A 20241-nucleotide genomic window follows, 5' to 3' on the forward strand; every position below is an offset into this window, starting at 1 on the left:
ATCGCAATTCGGTTTATGGGCCATGGCTTAGAGGAACTCCTCACCGCCACCGGCACCCAGCATGATTTCGCCAGCATCCGCCAGACGACGGGCGATGGAGAGGATCTCTTTCTGGGCCGCTTCCACTTCGGAGACCCGGATCGGCCCCATGGCCTCCAGATCGTCTGCCAGCATTTCGGCCGCCCGTTTGGACATGTTCTTGAAGATCTTCTCGCGCATCTGATCGTCGGAGCCCTTGAGGGCGCGTTGCAGCAGATCCCCCGGCACTTCCCGCAGCATGGTCTGGATGCCGCGATCGTCCACATCGATGAGGTTTTCGAACACGAACATCAAATCCTGGATCTGCTGGCTCATCTCTTCGTCCGACTCGCGGATGGAGTCCATCAACTGGCCTTCGATATTGGTATCCAGGTAGTTCATGATGTTGGCGGCAGCCTTCAGGCCGCCCATCTTGGCTGCCTGGGCACCGGCCGCACCGGCAAACTGTTTCTCCATGATGTCGTTCAACTCTTGCAGTGCCGCCGGTTGTACCTCTTCGAGGTTGGCGATACGCATCACCAGATCGAGGCGCACCTGCTCCGGGAACTGGCTCAGGATCTCGGCGGACTGCTCCGGCTCCAGATAGGAGAGCACGATAGTCTGGATCTGCGGGTGTTCGTTCTGGATGATACTGGCCACCTGACGGGCATCCATCCACTTGAGCGAATCGAGGCCGCGGGCGCCGGAACCGAGAATGATCTGGTCCACCAGGTTGCTCGCCTTGTCCTCGCCAAGGGCCGCCACCAACGCCTTACGCACGAAGTCTTCGCTGCCGATACCGATGTTGGTGTACTTCTGGATATCGTCGATGAATTGACGGTGCACCGCCGCCACCCGATCGTGACTGAAGTCGGACATGGAGGCCATCGACATACCGAGCCGCTGCACCTGCTTGGGCTCGAGATGACGGAAGATCTGGGCGGCATCCTCTTCATTGAGGCTCAGCATCAGCACCGCAGCCATCTCCATCCCCGACATCTGGTCGAGGATCTGGCGCTGACTGTCGGTGATGTCATTGCCGGTGACTTGACTCTTCTTTTCTTCAGGCATCTTTGTTCGTTACCCATTCTTTAATGACCTGAGCGGCCAGATCCGGCTCGTTCGCCACCAGCGCACGTACCGCCTTGAGCAAGTCTTCGTCACGGTGCAGATCCGGCAGTTTCAGCTGGCCATCGCGTACACCAAACACCTGATCGCTCTCGACTTGTGCTGACAGCAGACTCAACTCGTCGTCGCCACCCAGTACGGTGTGGTTGTCGAAATCCACTTCCCCTTCCGGTTTGGCATCCGGGTAGAGCAGTCGCTTGAGCATGGGGCGAACCACGGTGACGATCAAGACGATGATCACCAGTACCGAGGCGGCAATCCGCACCGCACGCCAGAACCAGGGCTGATCGTAGAGCGGTACCTCGGCCACGGTATCCAGCTCTGGGCGATTGAACGGAATCGCGACCACCTCAAGGGTATCACCGCGGGTCACATCAAAGCCAAGGCCACCGCTCAGCAAACGGCGCAATGTATCGAGTTCTGCCTGGGTGCGCGCCTCACGAGTCACGGCCCCGTCGGCACCGGGTACCGCTTTGTAATCCACGGCAACCGAGACGGTCATGCGGCGAATGCCACCCATCTGGCGACGGGTATGGCTGACGGTGGTATCCAGTTCGAAGTTGCGGGTTGCCTCTTTGCGGGAGCGGCCCGAAGCGGCAGCGCTGGCACCATCACCACCGGTCGCCTCCTCGGGAATATTGGAGGCGGCAGGGGGCTGGTTGGAGAGGGCGCCAGGCACACCACCGTTACTACCGCTGGCGCTGTTCTCTTCCATGGTCATCTCGGAGCGCACTGCAGGCAAGTCAGGGTTGTAAGTCTTGCGGGTCTGCTCCTGCTGGGAGAAGTCGAGGGAGAGATCCACTTCCGCCGTATAGTTGTCGGCCCCCAGCACCGGGATCAGGATGGCGTCAATTTTTTGTTTGTACTCCAGCTCCTGCTTCTGCTGCATGGCAAACTCTTTGCGAGTCTGGGCCGAGATCGGGTCTTGCGAGCCGGAGTTAAGCAGGCGGCCATTCTGGTCGGTGACGGTGACGCGGGTCGGCTCAAGGCCATGTACAGCGGAGGCCACCATATCGACGATGGAATCCACCTCCCCCTGCCCCAGCGCCGCCCCTTTCAGGTTGAGCACCACGGTGGCACTGGGTTTACGTTCGTTACGGGCAAACACGTTGTCTTTCGGGATAGCCAGCAGCACCTGGGCCTTGGCCACATTCTGGAACTGCTCGATGGCGCTCGCCAGCTGGCGCTCGCGGCTCAGCTTCAGACGTTCGCTCTCCATCCGCTGGCTGACGCCGAAACTGGAATCTTTCAGCAGGATATCTTCACCACCGATGTTGCTATCGGTGGCATTGGCGAGACCGGCACGGGTCAGAGCCAACTGGATAGTGGCGTAATTTTCGGCGTTGACCAGCACGCTCTTGCCATCCACCTCATAGGGGATCTTCTGCTGATCGAGGAAGTCGAGGGTCTTGACCAGCTCCTGGGTGGTGTAGGTGCCGAGGGGACGCATGTCCGGCTCCTTGCCCCACAGCAGGATAAACACCGCAATGGCCAGACAGATGGCAAGCCCCAGGATCAGGGTGATTTGCCGCAGCACATCGGTGTTGGACAGGAAGCCCAGCGCCGAACTCTTCTGCTCATTTTCATCGAGGGCGGCGGTGCCCTCATCGTTTATCAGCAGATCGCCGTTTTGGTCAGTAGCCACGATTTATGTCCTTATTGCTGACATGTTCATGATGTTCAGTCGTCATGGTTTATTGGCGTCGCTTATACCGGCATGTTCATGATGGTCTTGTAGGCATCGACCATCTTGTTGCGCACCTGTACCGTGGCTTCAAAGGCGATGGACGATTTTTGGCCCGCGATCATCACTTCGGCCAGATCCACCGACTTGTCGCCCATATCGAAGCGGGTGCGCAGGTCATTGGCGGCCCCTTGCAGTTCGTTGACGTTGCCAAGCGCCTGTTGCAGCAGCTGACCAAAGTCGGAGGTTACCTGACGACCGGGTTGTGCCAGCGGCGTTGCGCCTGCTTCGATCTTGAGCGCCTGCATCTCTTGCATCAGGCTGCTTGCACTAATTTCCATTTTCCATCCCCAGACAAATCATTGACGCTGGCATGCAACAAGCAATTAGAGTGCCAATGCGTTAAAAACGCGATGAGGATGAGTGGCCAGACCAGGCCGGACGGGTTCGACAACGGCAGATGGCTCTGATTAAATCCGACTCTGACGCCCACTTTTGCTGGCTGGCAAGGAGTCCGCTCTGGATTATCGCAAACCCGTGTTCAAGGCGATGGACTACATCAGCCACCATCTGGATGACAATCCGGGCCTGGATGAGGTCGCAGCGGCGGCAGCCATCTCCACCTTCCACTTCCACCGTATTTTCAAGACGATGGTCGGCGAGACCATTGCCGGATTTACCCGGCGCCTGCGTATGGAGCGCGCTGCCCGTCGCTTGTTAGCCTCCCCCCAAAGCGACATCACCCCCCTCGCACTGGCCGCTGGGTTCTCCAGCTCCCAGAATTTCGCCAAGGCCTTTCGCCTGCACTTCGCCATGAGCCCTTCGGAATACCGCCAGCAGCAGGGGGGAAACTGGAAAAGCAAGATTGGAAACGATCCCCTTCCCTTTGACACCTATGATGGCCTGGTCATGCACCCGGTCACCGAACACCCGGGTCTGTTGCAGGGGACAAGCGTCATGCAGATGCCCGCTAGGCGCGTGGCGTACATGCGCCGCCTGGGCCCCTATGGCAAAGAGACCTGCGAGCAAGCTCATCGGGATTTGCTCGCGCTGTTCGCCTCAGACGAGGCGATGACACCGGCGGGTACCCTGAGTCTCTATTGGGATATCCCCGACATCACCGATGAGACCCGTTGCCGTACTGACGTCTGCATCGAGCTGGGGCCAGAGATCCCCGCAGGGCGCCAGTTAACCACCCAGACCATCGCCGCGGGCCCCTATGCAGTTTGTCAGTTTATCGCTCGCGGCGATCAACTGGTCGCTTGCTGGGAAACGGCGTTTCGCTGGGTAGTGGGCCAAGGGCTGAACTGCGACGATCGCCCGTGTTACGAGCAATACCACGCAGGCACGGACCCCGACCGGGAGCATTACGTGTTTGATATCTGTATCCCGCTGATCAACCGATAAGCCGATACCTCATTTCCATTTACCCACTTCGGTGCCTTCGGGCACCGAAGCGACGGAGTCATGCCCATGAATATCAAAACGCTGTTTCTCGCCAGCCTGCTGGTGACGCTTCCCGCTGCCGCCAATGCCCAGTCACAGAGCCAGACGCTGATCTTTGGCGGCACCATCTACAGTGGTGATCCGGCGAACCCTCACCCGGAAGCGGTCGGCATTGAAGGTAAAAAGATAGTGGCAGTCGGCAGCTATCAGGAGGTCAGTGCCCGCCTCGGCAACCATGCCAAGCGTCTTGATCTGAAAGGAAAGTACCTGATGCCAGGGCTCATCGACAGCCATGTTCATGCGGCATTTGCCGGTTTTCAGGGGATGACGGTTAACTTTCCTGACGCCATGAGTGAGGTTGAGCAGGTGCAGCAATTTCTGACCCGCAGCAAGGATGATCCCCGCCTGACACTGGGCGATGTAGAGCTATACAGCAATGTCTCCCTCGACTACTGGCATCAGCTTCCCCTGCTCGATCAGGTGTTCAATGGCCCGCAATACCGGCAGATCCCGGTAGTGCTTGCCGGTTCGGATGCCCACACCGGTTGGGCCAATCAGGCCATGCTGCGCAAGGCTGGCATTGATGCCGACACCCTTGACGGCCGTTATGCTCCGCTGAAAGGCAATTTTGGCCTCACCCCATCCGGCAAGCTCAATGGCTTTGCCTCGGAAGGCGGCTGGGATGCCATTCTCAAGGCGCTGCCCCCCGTCAGCGACGAGACGATTGCCAGTGCCATCATGACCGCCGCCAAACAACTCAATCAGGTGGGCATTACCGCCTGGATGGACCCTATCAGCAACATTCGCCCCCTCGCCCCCATCTTCAACGCCGAGCCGGATCGCCGCGATACCGGCCTGCTGCCGGCGTACAGCATGCTCTCCCGGGAAGGCAAGCTGACCGGACATGTGTCCGCACTGGCACTGGTGGGGATACATGCATCACCCGTCATCATTGATGACGTATTGGCGCTGCAACAGCAGTTTCAAGATGCCCCGGACGTTAAACTGGTGGGGATAAAGATCCTGCAAGATGGTGTCATCGAGTATCCATCCCAGACCGCCAAGTTGAGCGAGCCCTACCTCAACCGTCCCGGTTACAGCGGCAAGGACGATCTGGACAAGCAGCGTTTCAACGAGCTGATCCGCACCGCGGATGCCCATCAACTTATCGCTCACTTTCATGCCATCGGCGATCGGGCCGTCCGAGAATCCCTCGATGCCATCGCCTATGCCCGGGCCCACAATCAGGATCACCGCCTGCTGCACAGCATCACCCATCTGGAGGTGGTGAGCCCGGCCAGCATTGCCCGTTTCAAACTGCTCAATGTGGCCGCATCGATGCAACTGTTATGGGCCGGGAAAAACGTGGCGACCACCCTGCTGCTTGAAGGAAAAGTGCCCCCGGCACTACTAGCCCGCCTCTATCCGGCAGGCAGCTTGCTGCAAAGCGGCGCCATTATCGCCGGTGCCAGTGACTGGCCGGTCTCCAGCCCCAACCCTTTCCTCGCCATGTATACCGCGATCACTCGTCAGGGGGAGCTTGGCTTGCTGCCCCCCGCCAGCGAGCAGATCAGCCGTCAGGCCATCTTGCAGGCCTATACCCTCAACGCCGCCAAGGTAATTGGACGGGAGAAAGAGATTGGCTCCATCAGCGCGGGCAAGAGTGCTGACCTGACCTTGCTGGATCGCAATCTGGAACAGGTAGCAAGCGAAGAGCTCAAGGAGACCAAGGTGCTCTGGACCATGTTCAAGGGCAAGCAGGTCTATTCAGCCCACTGACACCGAGAGAACAAACAGGCCCGCACTGCGGGCCTGTTGGCAAGATCACGACAAGCGCATGGCGTGCAGTGAGCAACCGATAACGGCGGGATTAGCGGCTCGTTTCAGTCAAGTCCTTGTCAATCCAGTACTTGGAGCCGGAGATATTGGCATCGAGCAGCAGGCCCTTCTCACCAATCTGGTAGATGGCCATGCCGCCGTTGTACTTGGCGGTCAACTCGGCGCTCTCCTTGCCGGCCACCACGCCCACTTCGGAGGTGGCCTCCCACCCCTGGGTCACGAAGGCATCGAATCTGGCCTTGTCTTCAAACAGGATCACCTGCTGATAGAACTTGCCGCCAATCCCGGCCGCCAGACCCGCACCAAACATCTTCATATAGGTGTGCTTGCCGGTTTTGCGATTGACCGCCACCCCGGTCCCCTGATTGGTATGCAGCATCAGGGAGAACTTGCGCGAATCGAACACTGCATAGCCATAAGCCTTGTCAAACAACAACTTGGCTGATGGCTGCTCGTTGAACAACCGGATCAGCGCAGTGTCGGCCATGGTATTGAGCGCAACTCTCGCCTCTTTCGCCGTCTTGGGGTTGAGCATCTCGTTGAGCTCCTTGTCGGCCGCCTTCAGCCACTCCTTGCCGGTGGCGATGCTCTTGTCGGTCCAGACCCCGGCGGTATTGAAGGCATCTTCCCCCCAGGCCGAGATGGAAGCCCAGCTCTTCTTGGAGAAATCGCTGACATCCTGCCACACCTCCTTGCTGGTCTCGCTCACTGCCGCTCCCAGATCGGACGCTACGGCCTTGAGCTTGGCCCAGTCGGCATAACAGGGTGAGATGGCCAGACTCAGTGACAGGGCCAGCAACCAGTTACGCTTGTTCATTTTTTCACTCCCGTATTGTCGAGTGTCTGGGTTACCTAGGGGGATCACCTACAACAGGCTACCCGCTGAAAATCACTCCCGCATTATCGGAAGGGGAATCCGGTTAAGCAATCATTGAGTCCTGTTTATACCGCCACAGCCCGACTGCGGTTAACAAAAAGGCTGCTCATCAAAGAGGAGCAGCCTTTTTAAGCACAGTAAAACCGGACGGGCTTATTCGACCATCATCACCTTGCAGGTGTTGGTACTACCCACGGTTTCCATCTTGTCACCGTGAGTCAGCAGCACCATGTCACCGCTCTGCAACAGCCCCTTCTCCTTGAGCACGGCCAGCGCGTCGCGGCACACTTCGTAGACCGGTTTGGTCTCGTCACCGTCAAACATCACCGGAGTGACGCCGCGGTAGAGGTTGGTCCAGGCCAGGGTCTTGTTGTGGGGAGACATGGCAAAGATCGGCAGACCTGAGCTGATACGAGACATCAGCAACGGCGTGGTGCCGGACTCGGTCAACGCCACGATCGCCTTGACCCCTTCCAGGTGGTTGGCCGCATACATGGTGGACATGGCTACAGCTTCTTCAACGGAAGTGAAGGTGTAGCTCATGCGGTGGTTGGAGACGTTCAGGCTCGGGTGCTTCTCGGCACCGACACAGACGCTCGCCATGGAGGTCACGGTCTCGATGGGGAACTGACCGGCAGCAGTCTCGGCGGAGAGCATCACCGCATCGGTACCATCCAGCACGGCGTTGGCCACGTCCATGACCTCTGCACGAGTCGGCAGTGGCGCATTGATCATCGACTCCATCATCTGGGTCGCGGTGATCACCACACGGTTCAAACGACGGGAGTGGCGGATCAGCTTCTTCTGTACGCCAACCAGCTCGGGGTCACCGATCTCGACACCCAGATCGCCACGGGCGACCATCACAGCATCGGATCCGAGGATGATGTCTTCCATCGCCTCATCGGTGGCGACGGTCTCGGCACGCTCAACCTTGGCCACGATCTTGGCATTGGAACCGGCTTCGCGGGCCAGCTCGCGGGCGTAGCGCAGATCATCGCCACAGCGCGGGAAGGAGACAGCCAGATAGTCCACATTCATGCGGGCAGCGGTCTTGATGTCTTCCTTGTCTTTCTCGGTCAGGGCCGGAGCGGAGAGACCGCCCCCTTTCTTGTTGATGCCCTTGTTGTTGGAGAGCGGCCCGGCCACGGTCACCGTGGTGTGAATGCGGGTGCCTTCAACCTGCTCGACCTTCAGCTGCACACGGCCATCGTCCAGCAGCAGGATGTCGCCCTGTACCACATCGTCTGGCAGGCTCTTGTAATCGATGCCAACCTGCTCCTGACAACCTTCACCCTTGCCGAGTGCCGCGTCGAGAATGAACTTGTCACCGATGGCCAGATAGATTTTGCCATCTTTGAAAGTGGAAACACGGATTTTCGGGCCTTGCAGATCACCCATGATGGCAACGTGACGACCGAGCTTGGCAGCAATGTCACGCACCTGATTGGCGCGCAGGATATGGTCTTCAGCAGTGCCGTGAGAGAAGTTCATCCGCACCATGTCGGCCCCGGCGCGGATGATCCCTTCGAGGATCCCTTCGCGGTCGGTAGCCGGACCGAGTGTGGTTACAATCTTTGTACGTCTAGGCATGAAAGACTCCAATATGAAGTTGATATGACTTGAGATTCTGCCCCATCAAGCCCATGGCTCGATGCACCCGTTTGCAAACCATCTGGGTGGTTTTTGTTATTAAATTACAATACTACACCAAGGCGGGTGGCATAGACAGTCGGGGGCCGAAGCCCCCAACGGTTCAGGAAGAGTGCGGGGTTTCGAAGCGGGATTCGCGCAATCCCTCTTTTACTTTCTTCAGATTTTCGCGAAATTTCATCCCCCGGCGCAGGGTAAAACCGGTCGCCAGCACATCCACCAGCGCCAGCTGGGCGATGCGGGATGCCATCGGCATATAGACATCGGTATCTTCCGGCACATCCATGGAGAGCACCAGATTGCACTCGCGGGCCAGCGGGGAGTCCTTGGCGGTCATACCGATCACGGTGGCGTCGTTCTCGCGAGCCAGCGCGGCGATTTCGACCAGCGCCTTGGTGCGACCGGTGTGGGAGATCAGCACCACTACATCCCCTTCGCTGCTGTTGATGCAGCTCATGCGCATCATGACGATATCGTCAAAGCTCACTACCGGAATGTTGAAGCGAAAGAATTTGTTCTGGGCATCGCGGGCAACGGCGGAGGAGGCACCAAGGCCGAAGAAGCTGATCTTCTTGGACTGGGTCAGGATATCGACGCAGCGGTTGATGGCAGAGATGTCCAGGCTATTTTTGGCGGCATCCAGACAAGCCATGGTGGATTCGAAGATCTTGGCGGTGTAGGTATCAGGCCCATCTTCCGCTTCCACATGACGATTTACGTAAGGGGTGCCATTGGCCAGGCTCTGGGCCAGATGGAGTTTGAAATCAGGAAAGCCCTTGGTATCGAGACGGCGGCAAAAGCGGTTGACGGTCGGTTCACTGACATCGGCCATCTTGGCCAAAGCAGCGATGCTGGAGTGGATGGCGGTCTGGGGAGACGCCAGGATCACCTCGGCAACCTTGCGTTCTGATTTACTGAAACTTTCCAAGTTGTTCGTAATTTTATCAAGGGTATTCATCATCACCACCAGGCGTTTTTGTAATTTAGCTTCAGTGTCTTTGCACTCAATCTACGGCTAAGCAAGTTTCCATTCAAGCTAAGGACTATACAAGACAAGCGGTTATCGCAACTAACGCCTGCCATACAAAGTATGACTCATCTCTAATTATTTCGTACTTTTCGTTACAAAACGTCACCTAGCCATGAAAGCGCTTACAAATGTTGCAAAGCAACAACACTGTGAGCAGGCGCACGTTTGTATCGATCCGGCGGGTGAGCAAGCCTGAGCTCGGATAGAATGGGCCGTCATAATCCAACAATAATCTCGGGACACCAGAGTCGTCCCCATCCTGTAACGAAGGAGTTGTTATGCAGCATACCCATGCGCTGGTCGGCGATGTCGGCGGCACCAATGCGCGTCTGGCCCTGTGTGAGCTGGCCACCGGTACAATATCTCAAGCAAAGACCTACTCAGGTCTGGCCCATCCCAGCCTTGAAGCCGTGGTACGCCTCTATCTGGAGGAACACAAGGTTCAGGTGGCTGAAGCCTGCATTGCCATCGCCTGCCCCATCAACGGTGACTGGGTTGCCATGACCAACCACAGCTGGGAGTTCTCCATCAGCGAGATGCAGAGCAATCTCGGGTTGGCACGCCTGCAAGTGATCAACGACTTTACTGCGGTCTCGATGGCGGTGCCGGTATTGGCTGAATCGGATCGCATCCAGCTTGGCGGCGCCGCGCCGGTAGCGGGCAAGCCCATCGCCATCTATGGTGCGGGCACCGGCCTTGGGGTCGCCCATCTGGTCAAGGCGGGTGAGCAGTGGCTGAGCCTGCCGGGTGAAGGTGGTCATGTGGATTTTGCTGCCAACACCGAAGAGGAAGATGCGGTACTGCAAGTAATGCGAGGCGAATTGGGCCATGTCTCGGCAGAGCGTTTCCTCTCCGGCCCGGGCCTGGTCAATCTCTATCGCGGGCTGGTGAAATCCGATGGCCGTGAGCCAGAACCGTTTGCCCCCAAAGACATTACCGAGCGCGCACTGGCCGGGGAGTGCCTCGATTGCCGTCGCACCCTGAGCCTGTTCTGCGTGCTGATGGGCCGCTTTGCCGGCAATCTGGCCCTCAATATGGGTACCTTTGGCGGCGTCTATATCGCAGGTGGCATAGTGCCGCGCTTCCAGGAGTTCTTTACCGGTTCCGGTTTCCGGGTCGCCTTTGAAGACAAGGGGCGCTTCAAGTCCTACCTCAAGGAGATCCCGGTGTTTCTGATCACCCATGAAGGGCCGGGGCTACTCGGTGCGGGCGCTTACTTGCGCCAGTCGATGGGGATCACTATCTGATTGAAGAGGGGAACGAGGCGGGATCATCCATGGTTCAGCCTCGATTCAGTGTGAATGGCATAAAGTAGCCGCACGTAACCAAGAGTGTTGTGCTTCACAAGGAGTGGAAAGCGACTCTCATCCGCTGGATACGTTTGTCACCTGACAAGCCTGAACTGTTTCAACCGGCCTTTTGGCCGGTTTTTTTTATGTCTGACACCTGGGATTACTGGGCCAGCGCCTTCAACTGCGCCTTGTCTGGCGGATTGTTCCAGTCGATGGGACCATGGGTAAAACGGTACTGCAACCGTGGCAGGCTGGTCTCCAGCCACTCTTCCCGAAAATAGGCATAACCCTGATCCCAATCCGGATCATTGGCCCAACCGCTCTGGAGGAAGTAGAGGCGAGTACCCTGCCCTTCCGGCACAAATCGCAGGCAAACCTGGGTCTTTTGCTGGCGGATATGGGGCAGGGTGGGCGGGAAATTCCAGCTGAAACTGAGCAGGTCATAGGGCATGACGGCCATGACCCGGCACCCTTCGCTGCCACGTTCACCCAGCGGGGCATCAGGCCTGAAGTAGATCTCGAAAGGACCATTCGGTTCGGCCACCATCAAACATTCGGGAGCCAGAAAACTGCGCAGACCGCTTTCGGTAGTCCAGGCGTGCCAGACATCGTCTATGTGCGCCGGAACAAAAATGTTGCCTTCAATCAGTTTATTGTCCATAAATCAGCGATCCTCAAGCCATCCATACAAGGGACTCCGGCAGTATAGCCCCATGACAAATACAATGGACAGTGCTTAATCACACCCTTGTCATTTGCCTCGATTAACCTGCCGCTGTGCAGCTGCCTCAATGAACATTGGCTTGATCCGGGAGGGCATCATGATCCGGCTCATGGAAGAACACGACATTCCCCAACTGGCCCGGTTGTTTTTAAAGAGCCGCCGCCACACCTTTCACTGGGTCGATCCCGCCCGTTTCCAACTCGAGGATTTCGAGGAACAGACCAAAGGTGAACGGGTGTGGGTAGCCGAGCAGGGGGGCAATATCTGCGGCTTTATCGCCATCTGGCAGCCCGATCACTTCGTCCATCACCTCTATGTGTCAAGCGACTGGCACGGTCAGGGGATAGGGCGCGCCCTGCTGGAGCGGGGCCTTGCTGATTCGCCGCACGGCTCGCTCAAAGTTGCGACCCGCAACACGGCGGCAGTAGCCTTCTACCATCGGCTGGGCTGGCAAAACAGTGATGAGACAGGCCATTGCGAGGTCACCGGCCCCTGGTGCAAGTTATTTAGAAACTAGCGGGACGCCCGGCACCTGCGCTTTGCGGCTGAACAGGCACCAGCGGTGCCGGGGGGAAGAACCAGCGGTAGAGATCGAACCAGCCATCTCGCTGGGCAATCACGACCTCATGCACCGGATCGCGCTGGAAGATCGCCACCTTGTTTTCAGTCAGCGGCACCCAGGCATAGTTGACCAACGCATATTGCGACTGGATCAGGTTGTACTCATTGAGATAAGAGTCATCGTTACCCGATTCGTGCAGTTGGGTACGACTGTCGATGAGGTAAACAAGCTGGTTGAAGAAGGTCAGTTGAAAACCGGTCACTCGCCACTTCTCCCTGGTCGCCTCCTCCTCTTCGATCACGGTAATTTTGCCCCAGCGGCACACCCCGTGATAGTTGACTCCATTGGCCGACATTTTCAGGTCGTAATGGCAGCCCAGACTGTTGATAAACATCCCGACCACAAACAGCAGCACGACAAGCAGTGGCAACAGCAGCAAGGTATTTTTCAGCGTTCGTTTCATCAGAGATCCCTTACAGCGTTTTTTCGAGCTCTTTATAGGAGAGCACGCGAATCTGGTGGCCGGAGACCAGCACCAGCGATGCCGGTTTGACTGGTGGCACATCGCTCCGTGCCTCCATCTGGCAAACAACGCCGGTCGGCGAGTCGGTGCAGTGAACATGGAGCCACTCGAAATGGAGATAGCTGGCGAAAAACGCCACCAGCACAGCCAGTAGCAGATTGACGTACATCAGGCCCCTTGCCAGCATTGGCCGCCCGATACCGCTGAGAAAGGCAAGTTTGGCGCGCTCACCAAAAGAACGGGGAGCGGCGGCAGCAGGCTCTTTGATGACCTCATGGTCAGAACTTGCTGGTGTCGACGGTGACTGCGCAGCCACTGCAGGCGTGGGCTCACTCTCTGTTGGCAGTGCCTTGCCGTAATAGCTCTTCATCTTGCAGTTCAGATGCAGGGAGTACCCTTTTTTCGGGGTACTTCTGATATCCAGCGTCTGGGGGGATGAGGTGAAGTGGCGACGAATATTGGCGATGGCCACGTTCAGGGAGTTGGGGCTGATGGGGCGACCCAACCAGCCGATTTCGAGCAACAGATCCTTGTCGCACACCTCGTCATGGTGATCGAGCAGATAGCTAAAAATGAGGCTCTCTGCCGATGACAAACGCACCACCCGGGCGCTTTGCAAGTTGTCCTTGTCGGCACAGAAGATCAGCTCTCGCCTTTTGACATCAAAGACATAATCACCGAAGTGATAGGCTGATATGTTATTGCCTGGCGCAACCCCCGTCATACCAACCACCTGTTATTTGCATTCATCATGAAGAAGATGTGATTCCACACCTGATAAAGCCAGATGGCGGCTCAGGATTTGCTGTAATTAAATGAAATTCTAAAGGGTCGAGATCAACGGCACAATAGATGCAAGCAGGCATGAGCGGGGAAAATGGAAATATGCGTCCAGCGCTGTCGGACTGCGTATCGGGCAGAGCATGATGCTGCGAGTTTCGCGTATCACAGTCACGCCAATCTCAGCTGAACAGTGACATGGGCATGACGAAAAACGCTGGTGGACAAGGCACCTTGCCCCTCACGACATCTCGCCACGCCTCAAATTAATGGGAACCGGCCTGCCCCGCAGGATGATCCAACGGGGCGAAGTTAACTGACTAGACCCGAAACTGCTTGAGCAGGGTGTCGAGCTGGGCCGACAGCTGCCGCAGATCGCTGCTGGCCTCGGCAACCTTTGCCACTCTGGCTGCACTCTCGCTGTTGAGCGTCGCTATCCGGTTGACACTGTGGCTGACCGCCTCCGCCACCGAGTGTTGTTCTTCCGATGCCTGGGCGATATACATGTTCATCTCGCGGATCAGGCTGACCTGATTTTTAATCTTCTCCACCGATGTCTGCACATCTGCCGCCTCGATGCCGGCGCGGGATGCCTTCTCCTGACTCTGTTGCATGCCGGCCCCGACATTCTGGGTCGCTTGCTGCAACCGCTTGATACTGGCACTGATCTCCTCCGTCGACTGGCGAGTACGGCCCGACAAGGTGCGCACCTCATCCGCCACCACCGCAAAACCGCGCCCCTGATCCCCCGCCCGCGCCGCCTCGATGGCCGCGTTGAGGGCAAGCAAATTTGTCTGCTCGGCAATGCCGTTGATCACCTCAATGATGGTGCCAATGCTGCTGCTTTCGGTCGAAAGGGTGCGCATCAGGGTGGCGACTCGCTCCACCTCCCCCACCAGTTGATGGATGGCCTCATTGGCATGGCCCGCCAGATTGTAACCCTGCTCCACATAGAGGTTGGCCTCATCGGTGGCGCCAGAAGTTTTCACCGCATTGCCAGCCACTTCCTGCACAGCCTGACTCATTTCGGTAATGGCGGTGGCGACTTGATCCAGCTCGGATTGCTGGGCGTCACTGCCTACCCGGGTATCTGCCGAGAGGGAGTCACAGAGTTCGGCGGTTTGCAACACACCGGCAGAGAGCTCGTTGATCTCCGCCACCATCTCCTGCAACTTGGCAATAAAGTGGTTGATGTTGGTGGCCAACGCGCCCATCTCATCCTGGCGGCTAATCTTCAGACGCCGGGTCAGATCCCCCTCTCCTTTGGCCAGATCGAACACCGCCTGATTCATCTGGTGAAGCGGCCTGAGCACGTTGCGATGAATCAGCACCATCAACAGGGCGATGATGCAGAGATCGAGCACCAGGATCTGCCAGACGGTGGTGATCAACTGCTGGCGCAGTTGGGCCTGAATGGCGGCATCACTGGTTTGCACCAGCAATCGGGCCACGGTGTTTTTCTGGCCGCTGTCGTCATAGACCAGATCATATCCCCCATAGGCAGTGGTATCGGCAGGCATGGCTGTCACGGGGGCAATGCTCCCCGCCGTGTCACGGGCAAACCCGGCCACCAGCTTGTCCTTGTTGACCACCAGCAAAGCACTCAGGATATCGGCCGCCAGCTCGGACTTGAGTGATGCCTCGATAAAGGCCGATTCATAATTCCACAGCGGGCCGGGCAGGGAGAGCTGCAGCCGACCGATGGCCTGTTCGACCAGCGCACTCTGTTTGCTGTAGCTCTCCACCTTGACGGCGTGGTAGTTGTAAGCGCCAAACAACACCAGTAGCAGACTCACCGACAGGGAGGTCAACACGGCAATCCTGAACGTCAGACTTTTCCAATCCATGGTTTCCTCCCGGTTTTACGGCAGCCGGCGCAGTGCCATTGAGCGGCACTTGCTATTGGTACTGTTACTGGTACTTGGCATTGATCTTGTCGATGGTGCCATCCGCCTTCATGGCAGCGAGGATCTCGTTGAGCTTGGTGATGAGCTCATCGGGCGTATCCTTGTTAAACGCCAAGCTCATCTGGGTTTCCTTGAACACGAAGACCGGCTTGGGTGAGGCCACCTTCTCCTTGCTGGCCAGATAGGGGGCCAGATACTGGCCGGTAGCCCAGAGATCGATGCGACCCGCCTCCAGTTTTTTCACGTTGGCGGTGTCGTTGGCCGCCAGCTGCAACTTGGCAAATCCCTGGGCCTTGAGATATTCGGCGGCCGCATCACCGTTATAGCCACCCACCGAATACTGCTTGGCATCTTCCAACGACTTGACCGTGATATTGGCGGTCGAGCTGGAGAAAAACACCCAGTTGTTATTGACCAGCGGCCCTACCCACTTGAACAGAGCTTCCCGCTCCGGAGTGCGGGTCGTGGAGTAGAGGGCGGTATTGGGAGTACCGAGGGTATCTTCGTACGCCCGTTTCCAGGGCATCAGGGTCAGCTTGTATTCGACCCCGGCACGCTTGAACAGTTCTTCGACCACCTCGGTCGACAGCCCGACAATCTTGCCCCCCTCCCCCTGCATGTTGAATGGCGGGTAATCCTCGGTCATCACGTTCAGTGGCGCAGCCTGAACAGCGCTTATTGCCATCATGGAAGAGACTGAAAAAATTGCACTTTTCCACAGCAGTTGATAGTTCATTGCAACCTCGCTTTGCTTGCCATTCATCCCTGAACATCCGCCGTTACCGATGGCGGTGCACGTCTGACCCGCTGGGGTCATGCCGGCTTTCACGGCTCGCCGCCCACCCATGTGCAGCAGCAAACAGATCCGGATTTTGCCTGTGCGCAACGAAACGCAACCGGCGAGGCAGGCTCACAACAAATCGAGGTGGAAACATGCCAGGGCAGCATAAGGGGAGTGCGGAGTGGGGCGGATAAGCCTCTGCCATACAACAGCGCCGTGGCAAAGAAAAAGCGCATCGTTTTATGACAGGGGTCTGGAAGAGAAATGATAGAAAACGCCAACATCCATTTTCCCATACTGCTCGAGGAGACCTCAGAGCCAAACCTGTCCTTTAGCTAAGGTCACGAAAAGAGATACGTCAAATGAGAATGCTAACCCCCTCATCTGCTTCCAAATTAGATTCCAGATGAGCTCCGCCGAGCCGAAAAGTGGCGCGATATACCCGAAAAACAGAAGGCCACCGCGAGGTGGCCTTCTCCAAATCAACGATGAACGTCTGGTGGAACTCAATCCTTGGCCGCGTCCATCACACCCTCTTCGGAGTGCGCAGGCAGGATCAGGTTGAGCAGGATGGCGGCAACGGAGGCCAGGCCAACACCGGCCAGCGCGAAGTCGCCAATCTTCATCTCCAGCGCACCGACACCGACGGTCAGAGTCACGGCGACGATGGCGATATTGCGTGACAGTCCCAGATCCACCTTGGATTCCACCAGCGTCTTGAGACCGATGGCAGCGATGGATCCGAACAGCAGCAACATGATACCGCCCATCACCGGCATCGGGATGGAGGTAAGCAGCGCATTGAACTTGCCGAAGAAGGCCAGAATGATGGCAAACACCGCAGCCCAGGTCATGGTAACCGGATTGAAGTTGCGAGTGATCATCACGGCACCGGTCACTTCGGCGTAGGTGGTCACGGGTGGGCCACCGATGAAACCGGCGAAGCAGACGCCGATGCCGTCACCGGCCAGCGTACGGTGCAAACCCGGATCCTTGCTGTAATCCTTGCCAGTCACGCCACCAATCGCCAACACGCCACCGATATGCTCGATACAGGGGGCGATGGCTACCGGCAACATGAACAACGCAGCAGCCCAGTTGATCTCCGGGGTTTCGAAGTGGGGCAGCGCCAACCAGGGGGCGTTCACCATGCCATCGAAACTCACCTGGCCCATGAAGACCGCCGAGACATAACCGGCAATCACGCCGCACAGGATGGGGATCAGCTTGATCCACCCCTTGCAGAACACAGCTGCAATCAGGGTGACCGCCAGCGAGATACCGGCCAGTGTCAGCGCAGTTCCCGCAGGAACCACCTGCTCACTACCGGCGCGGCCCATCGCCATGTTGCAGGCAACCTGCGCCACAGAAAGACCGATCACCATGATCACCGGGCCAATCACCACCGGGGGCAGTAATTTGTGCACAAACCCCATCCCTTTTGCTCGGATCAGCGCAGCCAGAATGAAATACATGAAACCGGCGGCAAACAGGCCAAACATGGTGGATGGCAATCCCCAGGTCTGGGTGGCGTAGATGATGGGGGCGATGAAGGCAAAGCTGGAACCGAGGAAAATCGGGACCTGGCGGCGGGTGCAGAGCTGGAACAACAGGGTGCCCACACCGGCGCCAAGCAGGGCCATGGAGGGGTTCAATCCGGTGAGCAGGGGCACCAGAACCATGGCGCCGAAGGCGACAAACAGGATTTGCAGCCCGGCGACACTTTGCTTGACTAAGGAAAACATGGATGTCCTTAATTTTTTGATAACTGATGGGGATATTTATCACTTTTCAGTTATCACAAGACTTTTCCAAGGCACAAAATGAACACAAATACGTCACTTGTTGCCTTTTACTGCTTGGGAAGGGCATGAAACTGGCTTTTTAGGCGGGATTCGTTGCTACAAGCATCGAGTATGCGATTTTACGCATTATTGTGACGAACGCCAATCGTTTTTCCATCATGTTTATTGTGTTCATGGTCAAAAATGCCGCCGCCAGGGGCGCGCTCTATAATGGATCCTGTGAATCAAGATGGACAAGGAGTCCCCATGTCACAGCCCCCATTCAAGGCCAGCCAGCGCAGATTGCTTATTGGCTCGGCCATCGCACTCGCCCTGTTTGCGAACCCGTTCAGTTATGATTTCGCCCACAATGAGTGGCAAATGAATCAGGCCTATGCCAAGTCCTGCTTTATCGCCGGCACTCGCATCACGATGGCCGATGGTTCCACCCGCCCGATAGAAACGCTCCGGGTCGGTGAACAGGTGCTGGATCAGCACGGCGGCAGTAACCGGATCCTGGCGATCGAACGGGTCATACTGGGCAAGCGCAGACTCTACGGGATCAATGATCTGCCCCCGTTCTTTACCGCAGAGCACCCTCTGCTGACCACCCGGGGCTGGGCGGCCATCTCACCGGCCATGACCCGAACCGAAAACCCGCAACTGGCGGTGCTGCCGCTATTTACCGGCATGCAGATAATGTGTCGCCCGGCACCTGCCATGGTGACGGGCAATCTGGCCCTGCAACCCCAGCCGGAATTACTGCTGGTTGAGTCACTCTGCTGGATCGAGGCATCTCCCACTACCGCACTCTTCAATCTGCTGCTCGATGGCAGCCACAGCTACATCGCCAATGAGCTGATCGTTCACAACAAAGATGGCGATGGTGGCAGTGGGGGCAGCAGTGGTGGAGGCAGCAACAGCGGCGGAGGCAGCAACAGCGGCGGAGGCAGCAACAGCGGCGGTGGCAGCGACAGCGGGGGTGGCAGCAACAGCGGCGGTGGCAGCGACAGCGATGGGGGCAGCAACAGCGACGGTGGCAGCAACAGCGGTGGTGGCAGCGACAGCGGCGGTGGCAGCGACAGCGATGGGGGCAGCGATGACAGTGGCGGCCAGAGCGAGCATGCCGGCGGAGAGCAGCATGGTGGAGGTGAACGGCATGCTGGTGGAGAAAAACATGCAGGGGGAGAACGCCATGGGGGTGGCCGCGGGTTTGGCAATGGCGTTGATGACAACGGTGTGGATGCCGTCGATGCCAACGGCAACAAGCTCAGAGGTGACGGCACGGTCGATGACAACGGCGTGGATGCCGTCGATGCCAACGGCAACAAGCTCAGGGGTGATGGCACCATCGATGACAACGGTGTGGATGCCGTCGATGCCAACGGCAACAAACTCAGGGGTGATGGCACCATCGATGACAACGGTGTGGATGCCGTCGATGCCAACAGCAACAAACTCAGGGGTGATGGAACCATCGATGACAACGGCGTGGATGCTGTCGATGCCAACGGCAACCAGCTCAGGGGTGATGGCACGGTCGATGACAACGGCGTGGATGCTGTCGATGCCAACGGCAACAAACTAAGAGGTGATGGCACGGTCGATGATCGCCAGCAAGTACTTACCGATGAGCAGGAGCGGGCGCTGCTCAACAACGGCTTTCGCCAACAGGGGCAACCATGATGCGTTATCTGCTAACACTCCTCCTGCTCGGCCTCGCTGGCTGCGCCACGGTCGACACTCCGCCGCTTTACCATCAAATGGATAAGGCAGATGTTCAACTGGCCAATCAGGCTCTCGCCAAGGCGCTGGAAACCCGTACCAAAGGCCAAAGCCTCACCTGGTTCAATCCAGCTAACCGTCACTCGGGTAGCGTCACCCCGCTGCGCACCTTCCGCCATATCAGCGGGGAGTGGTGTCGCGACTATCGCGAGCAACTCTATATCGGCAAGGCGAGCCAGCAGTGGCAGGATACCGCCTGTCGCAATCAGCAAGGGCGCTGGCGGCCATTGCGAACTTAGTGAATGCCACGGGGTAAACGAAAAGCTCTGTCCCAATTACGTGTTGAAAGGCTAATCTTGAAGTAGGCCATCACCTTGAGGTCTACCATCATGGATACCCCAGCCTTTCAACACCTGTTGTCCCTTTTTCCCCAGTTAACCCTGCGCCAGCGCCGTGTTGCTCAGCAGGAGCTTACTGCACCCCACACC

At 57.7% G+C, this 20241-nt stretch carries 17 protein-coding genes and 2 pseudogenes; 7 read left to right on the forward strand and 12 right to left on the reverse strand.

The window, feature by feature from the left end; all coding sequences use genetic code 11:
• Positions 1-27: 27 nt before the first annotated feature.
• The 3 genes from fliG to fliE form a co-directional block, all read right to left on the reverse strand.
• Positions 28-1089, reverse strand: coding sequence for a flagellar motor switch protein FliG (gene fliG, locus AB5Y92_RS18450; RefSeq protein WP_005334749.1), 1062 nt, complete (start codon positions 1087-1089; stop codon positions 28-30).
• Positions 1082-2791 (reverse strand): flagellar basal-body MS-ring/collar protein FliF, encoded by a 1710-nt coding sequence (fliF, locus tag AB5Y92_RS18455; RefSeq protein WP_368227340.1) that lies wholly within the window; start codon positions 2789-2791, stop codon positions 1082-1084. Before fliF ends, fliG begins: the two co-directional genes overlap by 8 nt.
• 62 nt (positions 2792-2853) lie before the next feature.
• A complete protein-coding gene (fliE, locus tag AB5Y92_RS18460) occupies positions 2854-3171 on the reverse strand; it encodes a flagellar hook-basal body complex protein FliE (RefSeq protein WP_005362062.1) in 318 nt (105 codons plus the stop codon).
• Between the two features lie 154 nt (positions 3172-3325).
• On the opposite strand from fliE, the gene AB5Y92_RS18465 reads away from it, so the two are divergent.
• Positions 3326-4237 (forward strand): GyrI-like domain-containing protein, encoded by a 912-nt coding sequence (locus AB5Y92_RS18465; protein ID WP_368227341.1) that lies wholly within the window; start codon positions 3326-3328, stop codon positions 4235-4237.
• A 66-nt stretch (positions 4238-4303) separates the two neighbouring features.
• Positions 4304-6055, forward strand: a complete 1752-nt coding sequence (locus AB5Y92_RS18470) for an amidohydrolase (protein ID WP_368227342.1) — start codon at positions 4304-4306, stop codon at positions 6053-6055.
• A 91-nt stretch (positions 6056-6146) separates the two neighbouring features.
• Here the strand turns inward: AB5Y92_RS18470 and AB5Y92_RS18475 are convergent, their stop codons facing one another.
• The 3 genes from AB5Y92_RS18475 to AB5Y92_RS18485 all read right to left on the reverse strand — a co-directional run bounded on the left by AB5Y92_RS18475 (position 6147) and on the right by AB5Y92_RS18485 (position 9603).
• Positions 6147-6932 (reverse strand): hypothetical protein, encoded by a 786-nt coding sequence (locus AB5Y92_RS18475; protein WP_368227343.1) that lies wholly within the window; start codon positions 6930-6932, stop codon positions 6147-6149.
• A gap of 213 nt (positions 6933-7145) precedes the next feature.
• The gene (gene pyk / locus AB5Y92_RS18480; protein ID WP_005362071.1) at positions 7146-8585 is read right to left on the reverse strand and encodes a pyruvate kinase; all 1440 of its coding nucleotides are present in this window, start codon (positions 8583-8585) and stop codon (positions 7146-7148) included.
• A 163-nt stretch (positions 8586-8748) separates the two neighbouring features.
• Positions 8749-9603, reverse strand: a complete 855-nt coding sequence (locus AB5Y92_RS18485; RefSeq protein ID WP_005334759.1) for a MurR/RpiR family transcriptional regulator — start codon at positions 9601-9603, stop codon at positions 8749-8751.
• Positions 9604-9950: 347 nt separating this feature from the next.
• Here AB5Y92_RS18485 and glk point away from each other — a divergent pair.
• Positions 9951-10922, forward strand: a pseudogene (gene glk / locus AB5Y92_RS18490) (glucokinase); the annotation flags it as partial.
• Between the two features lie 205 nt (positions 10923-11127).
• Here glk and AB5Y92_RS18495 read toward each other — a convergent pair.
• On the reverse strand, positions 11128-11628 hold the full coding sequence (locus AB5Y92_RS18495; RefSeq protein ID WP_139741077.1) for an SRPBCC domain-containing protein: 501 nt from the start codon (positions 11626-11628) through the stop codon (positions 11128-11130).
• Between the two features lie 160 nt (positions 11629-11788).
• Here AB5Y92_RS18495 and AB5Y92_RS18500 point away from each other — a divergent pair, with 160 nt between their 5' ends.
• Positions 11789-12208: a GNAT family N-acetyltransferase gene (locus AB5Y92_RS18500; protein ID WP_144714606.1), complete on the forward strand. Its 420-nt coding sequence runs from the start codon at positions 11789-11791 to the stop codon at positions 12206-12208.
• On the opposite strand, the gene AB5Y92_RS18505 is transcribed toward AB5Y92_RS18500, so the two are convergent.
• From AB5Y92_RS18505 to AB5Y92_RS18525, 5 genes are all read right to left on the reverse strand, one after another.
• The gene (locus AB5Y92_RS18505; protein WP_005353702.1) at positions 12198-12716 is read right to left on the reverse strand and encodes a hypothetical protein; all 519 of its coding nucleotides are present in this window, start codon (positions 12714-12716) and stop codon (positions 12198-12200) included. The two genes, AB5Y92_RS18500 and AB5Y92_RS18505, sit on opposite strands and share 11 nt — an antisense overlap.
• 10 nt (positions 12717-12726) lie before the next feature.
• Positions 12727-13500 (reverse strand): transcriptional regulator, encoded by a 774-nt coding sequence (locus AB5Y92_RS18510; RefSeq protein WP_368227344.1) that lies wholly within the window; start codon positions 13498-13500, stop codon positions 12727-12729.
• A 376-nt stretch (positions 13501-13876) separates the two neighbouring features.
• Positions 13877-15403 (reverse strand): methyl-accepting chemotaxis protein, encoded by a 1527-nt coding sequence (locus AB5Y92_RS18515; RefSeq protein WP_368227345.1) that lies wholly within the window; start codon positions 15401-15403, stop codon positions 13877-13879.
• A gap of 64 nt (positions 15404-15467) precedes the next feature.
• Positions 15468-16199 carry an ABC transporter substrate-binding protein gene (locus AB5Y92_RS18520; RefSeq protein WP_005334783.1) on the reverse strand — a complete coding sequence of 244 codons (732 nt, stop codon included), beginning with the start codon at positions 16197-16199 and terminating at the stop codon, positions 15468-15470.
• A 551-nt stretch (positions 16200-16750) separates the two neighbouring features.
• The gene (locus AB5Y92_RS18525) at positions 16751-17989 is read right to left on the reverse strand and encodes a uracil-xanthine permease family protein (RefSeq protein ID WP_368227346.1); all 1239 of its coding nucleotides are present in this window, start codon (positions 17987-17989) and stop codon (positions 16751-16753) included.
• A gap of 306 nt (positions 17990-18295) precedes the next feature.
• Here AB5Y92_RS18525 and AB5Y92_RS18530 point away from each other — a divergent pair, with 306 nt between their 5' ends.
• The 3 genes and pseudogenes from AB5Y92_RS18530 to AB5Y92_RS18540 form a co-directional block, all read left to right on the forward strand.
• Positions 18296-19714 carry a hypothetical protein gene (locus tag AB5Y92_RS18530; RefSeq protein WP_368227347.1) on the forward strand — a complete coding sequence of 473 codons (1419 nt, stop codon included), beginning with the start codon at positions 18296-18298 and terminating at the stop codon, positions 19712-19714.
• The gene (locus AB5Y92_RS18535) at positions 19711-20052 is read left to right on the forward strand and encodes an RT0821/Lpp0805 family surface protein (RefSeq protein WP_368227348.1); all 342 of its coding nucleotides are present in this window, start codon (positions 19711-19713) and stop codon (positions 20050-20052) included. Before AB5Y92_RS18530 ends, AB5Y92_RS18535 begins: the two co-directional genes overlap by 4 nt.
• Before the next feature lie 90 nt (positions 20053-20142).
• Positions 20143-20241 (forward strand): annotated as a pseudogene (locus AB5Y92_RS18540) (IS1595 family transposase); the annotation flags it as partial.

This window comes from Aeromonas sp. R1-1 (assembly GCF_040908495.1).
Lineage (GTDB): Bacteria > Pseudomonadota > Gammaproteobacteria > Enterobacterales > Aeromonadaceae > Aeromonas > Aeromonas veronii.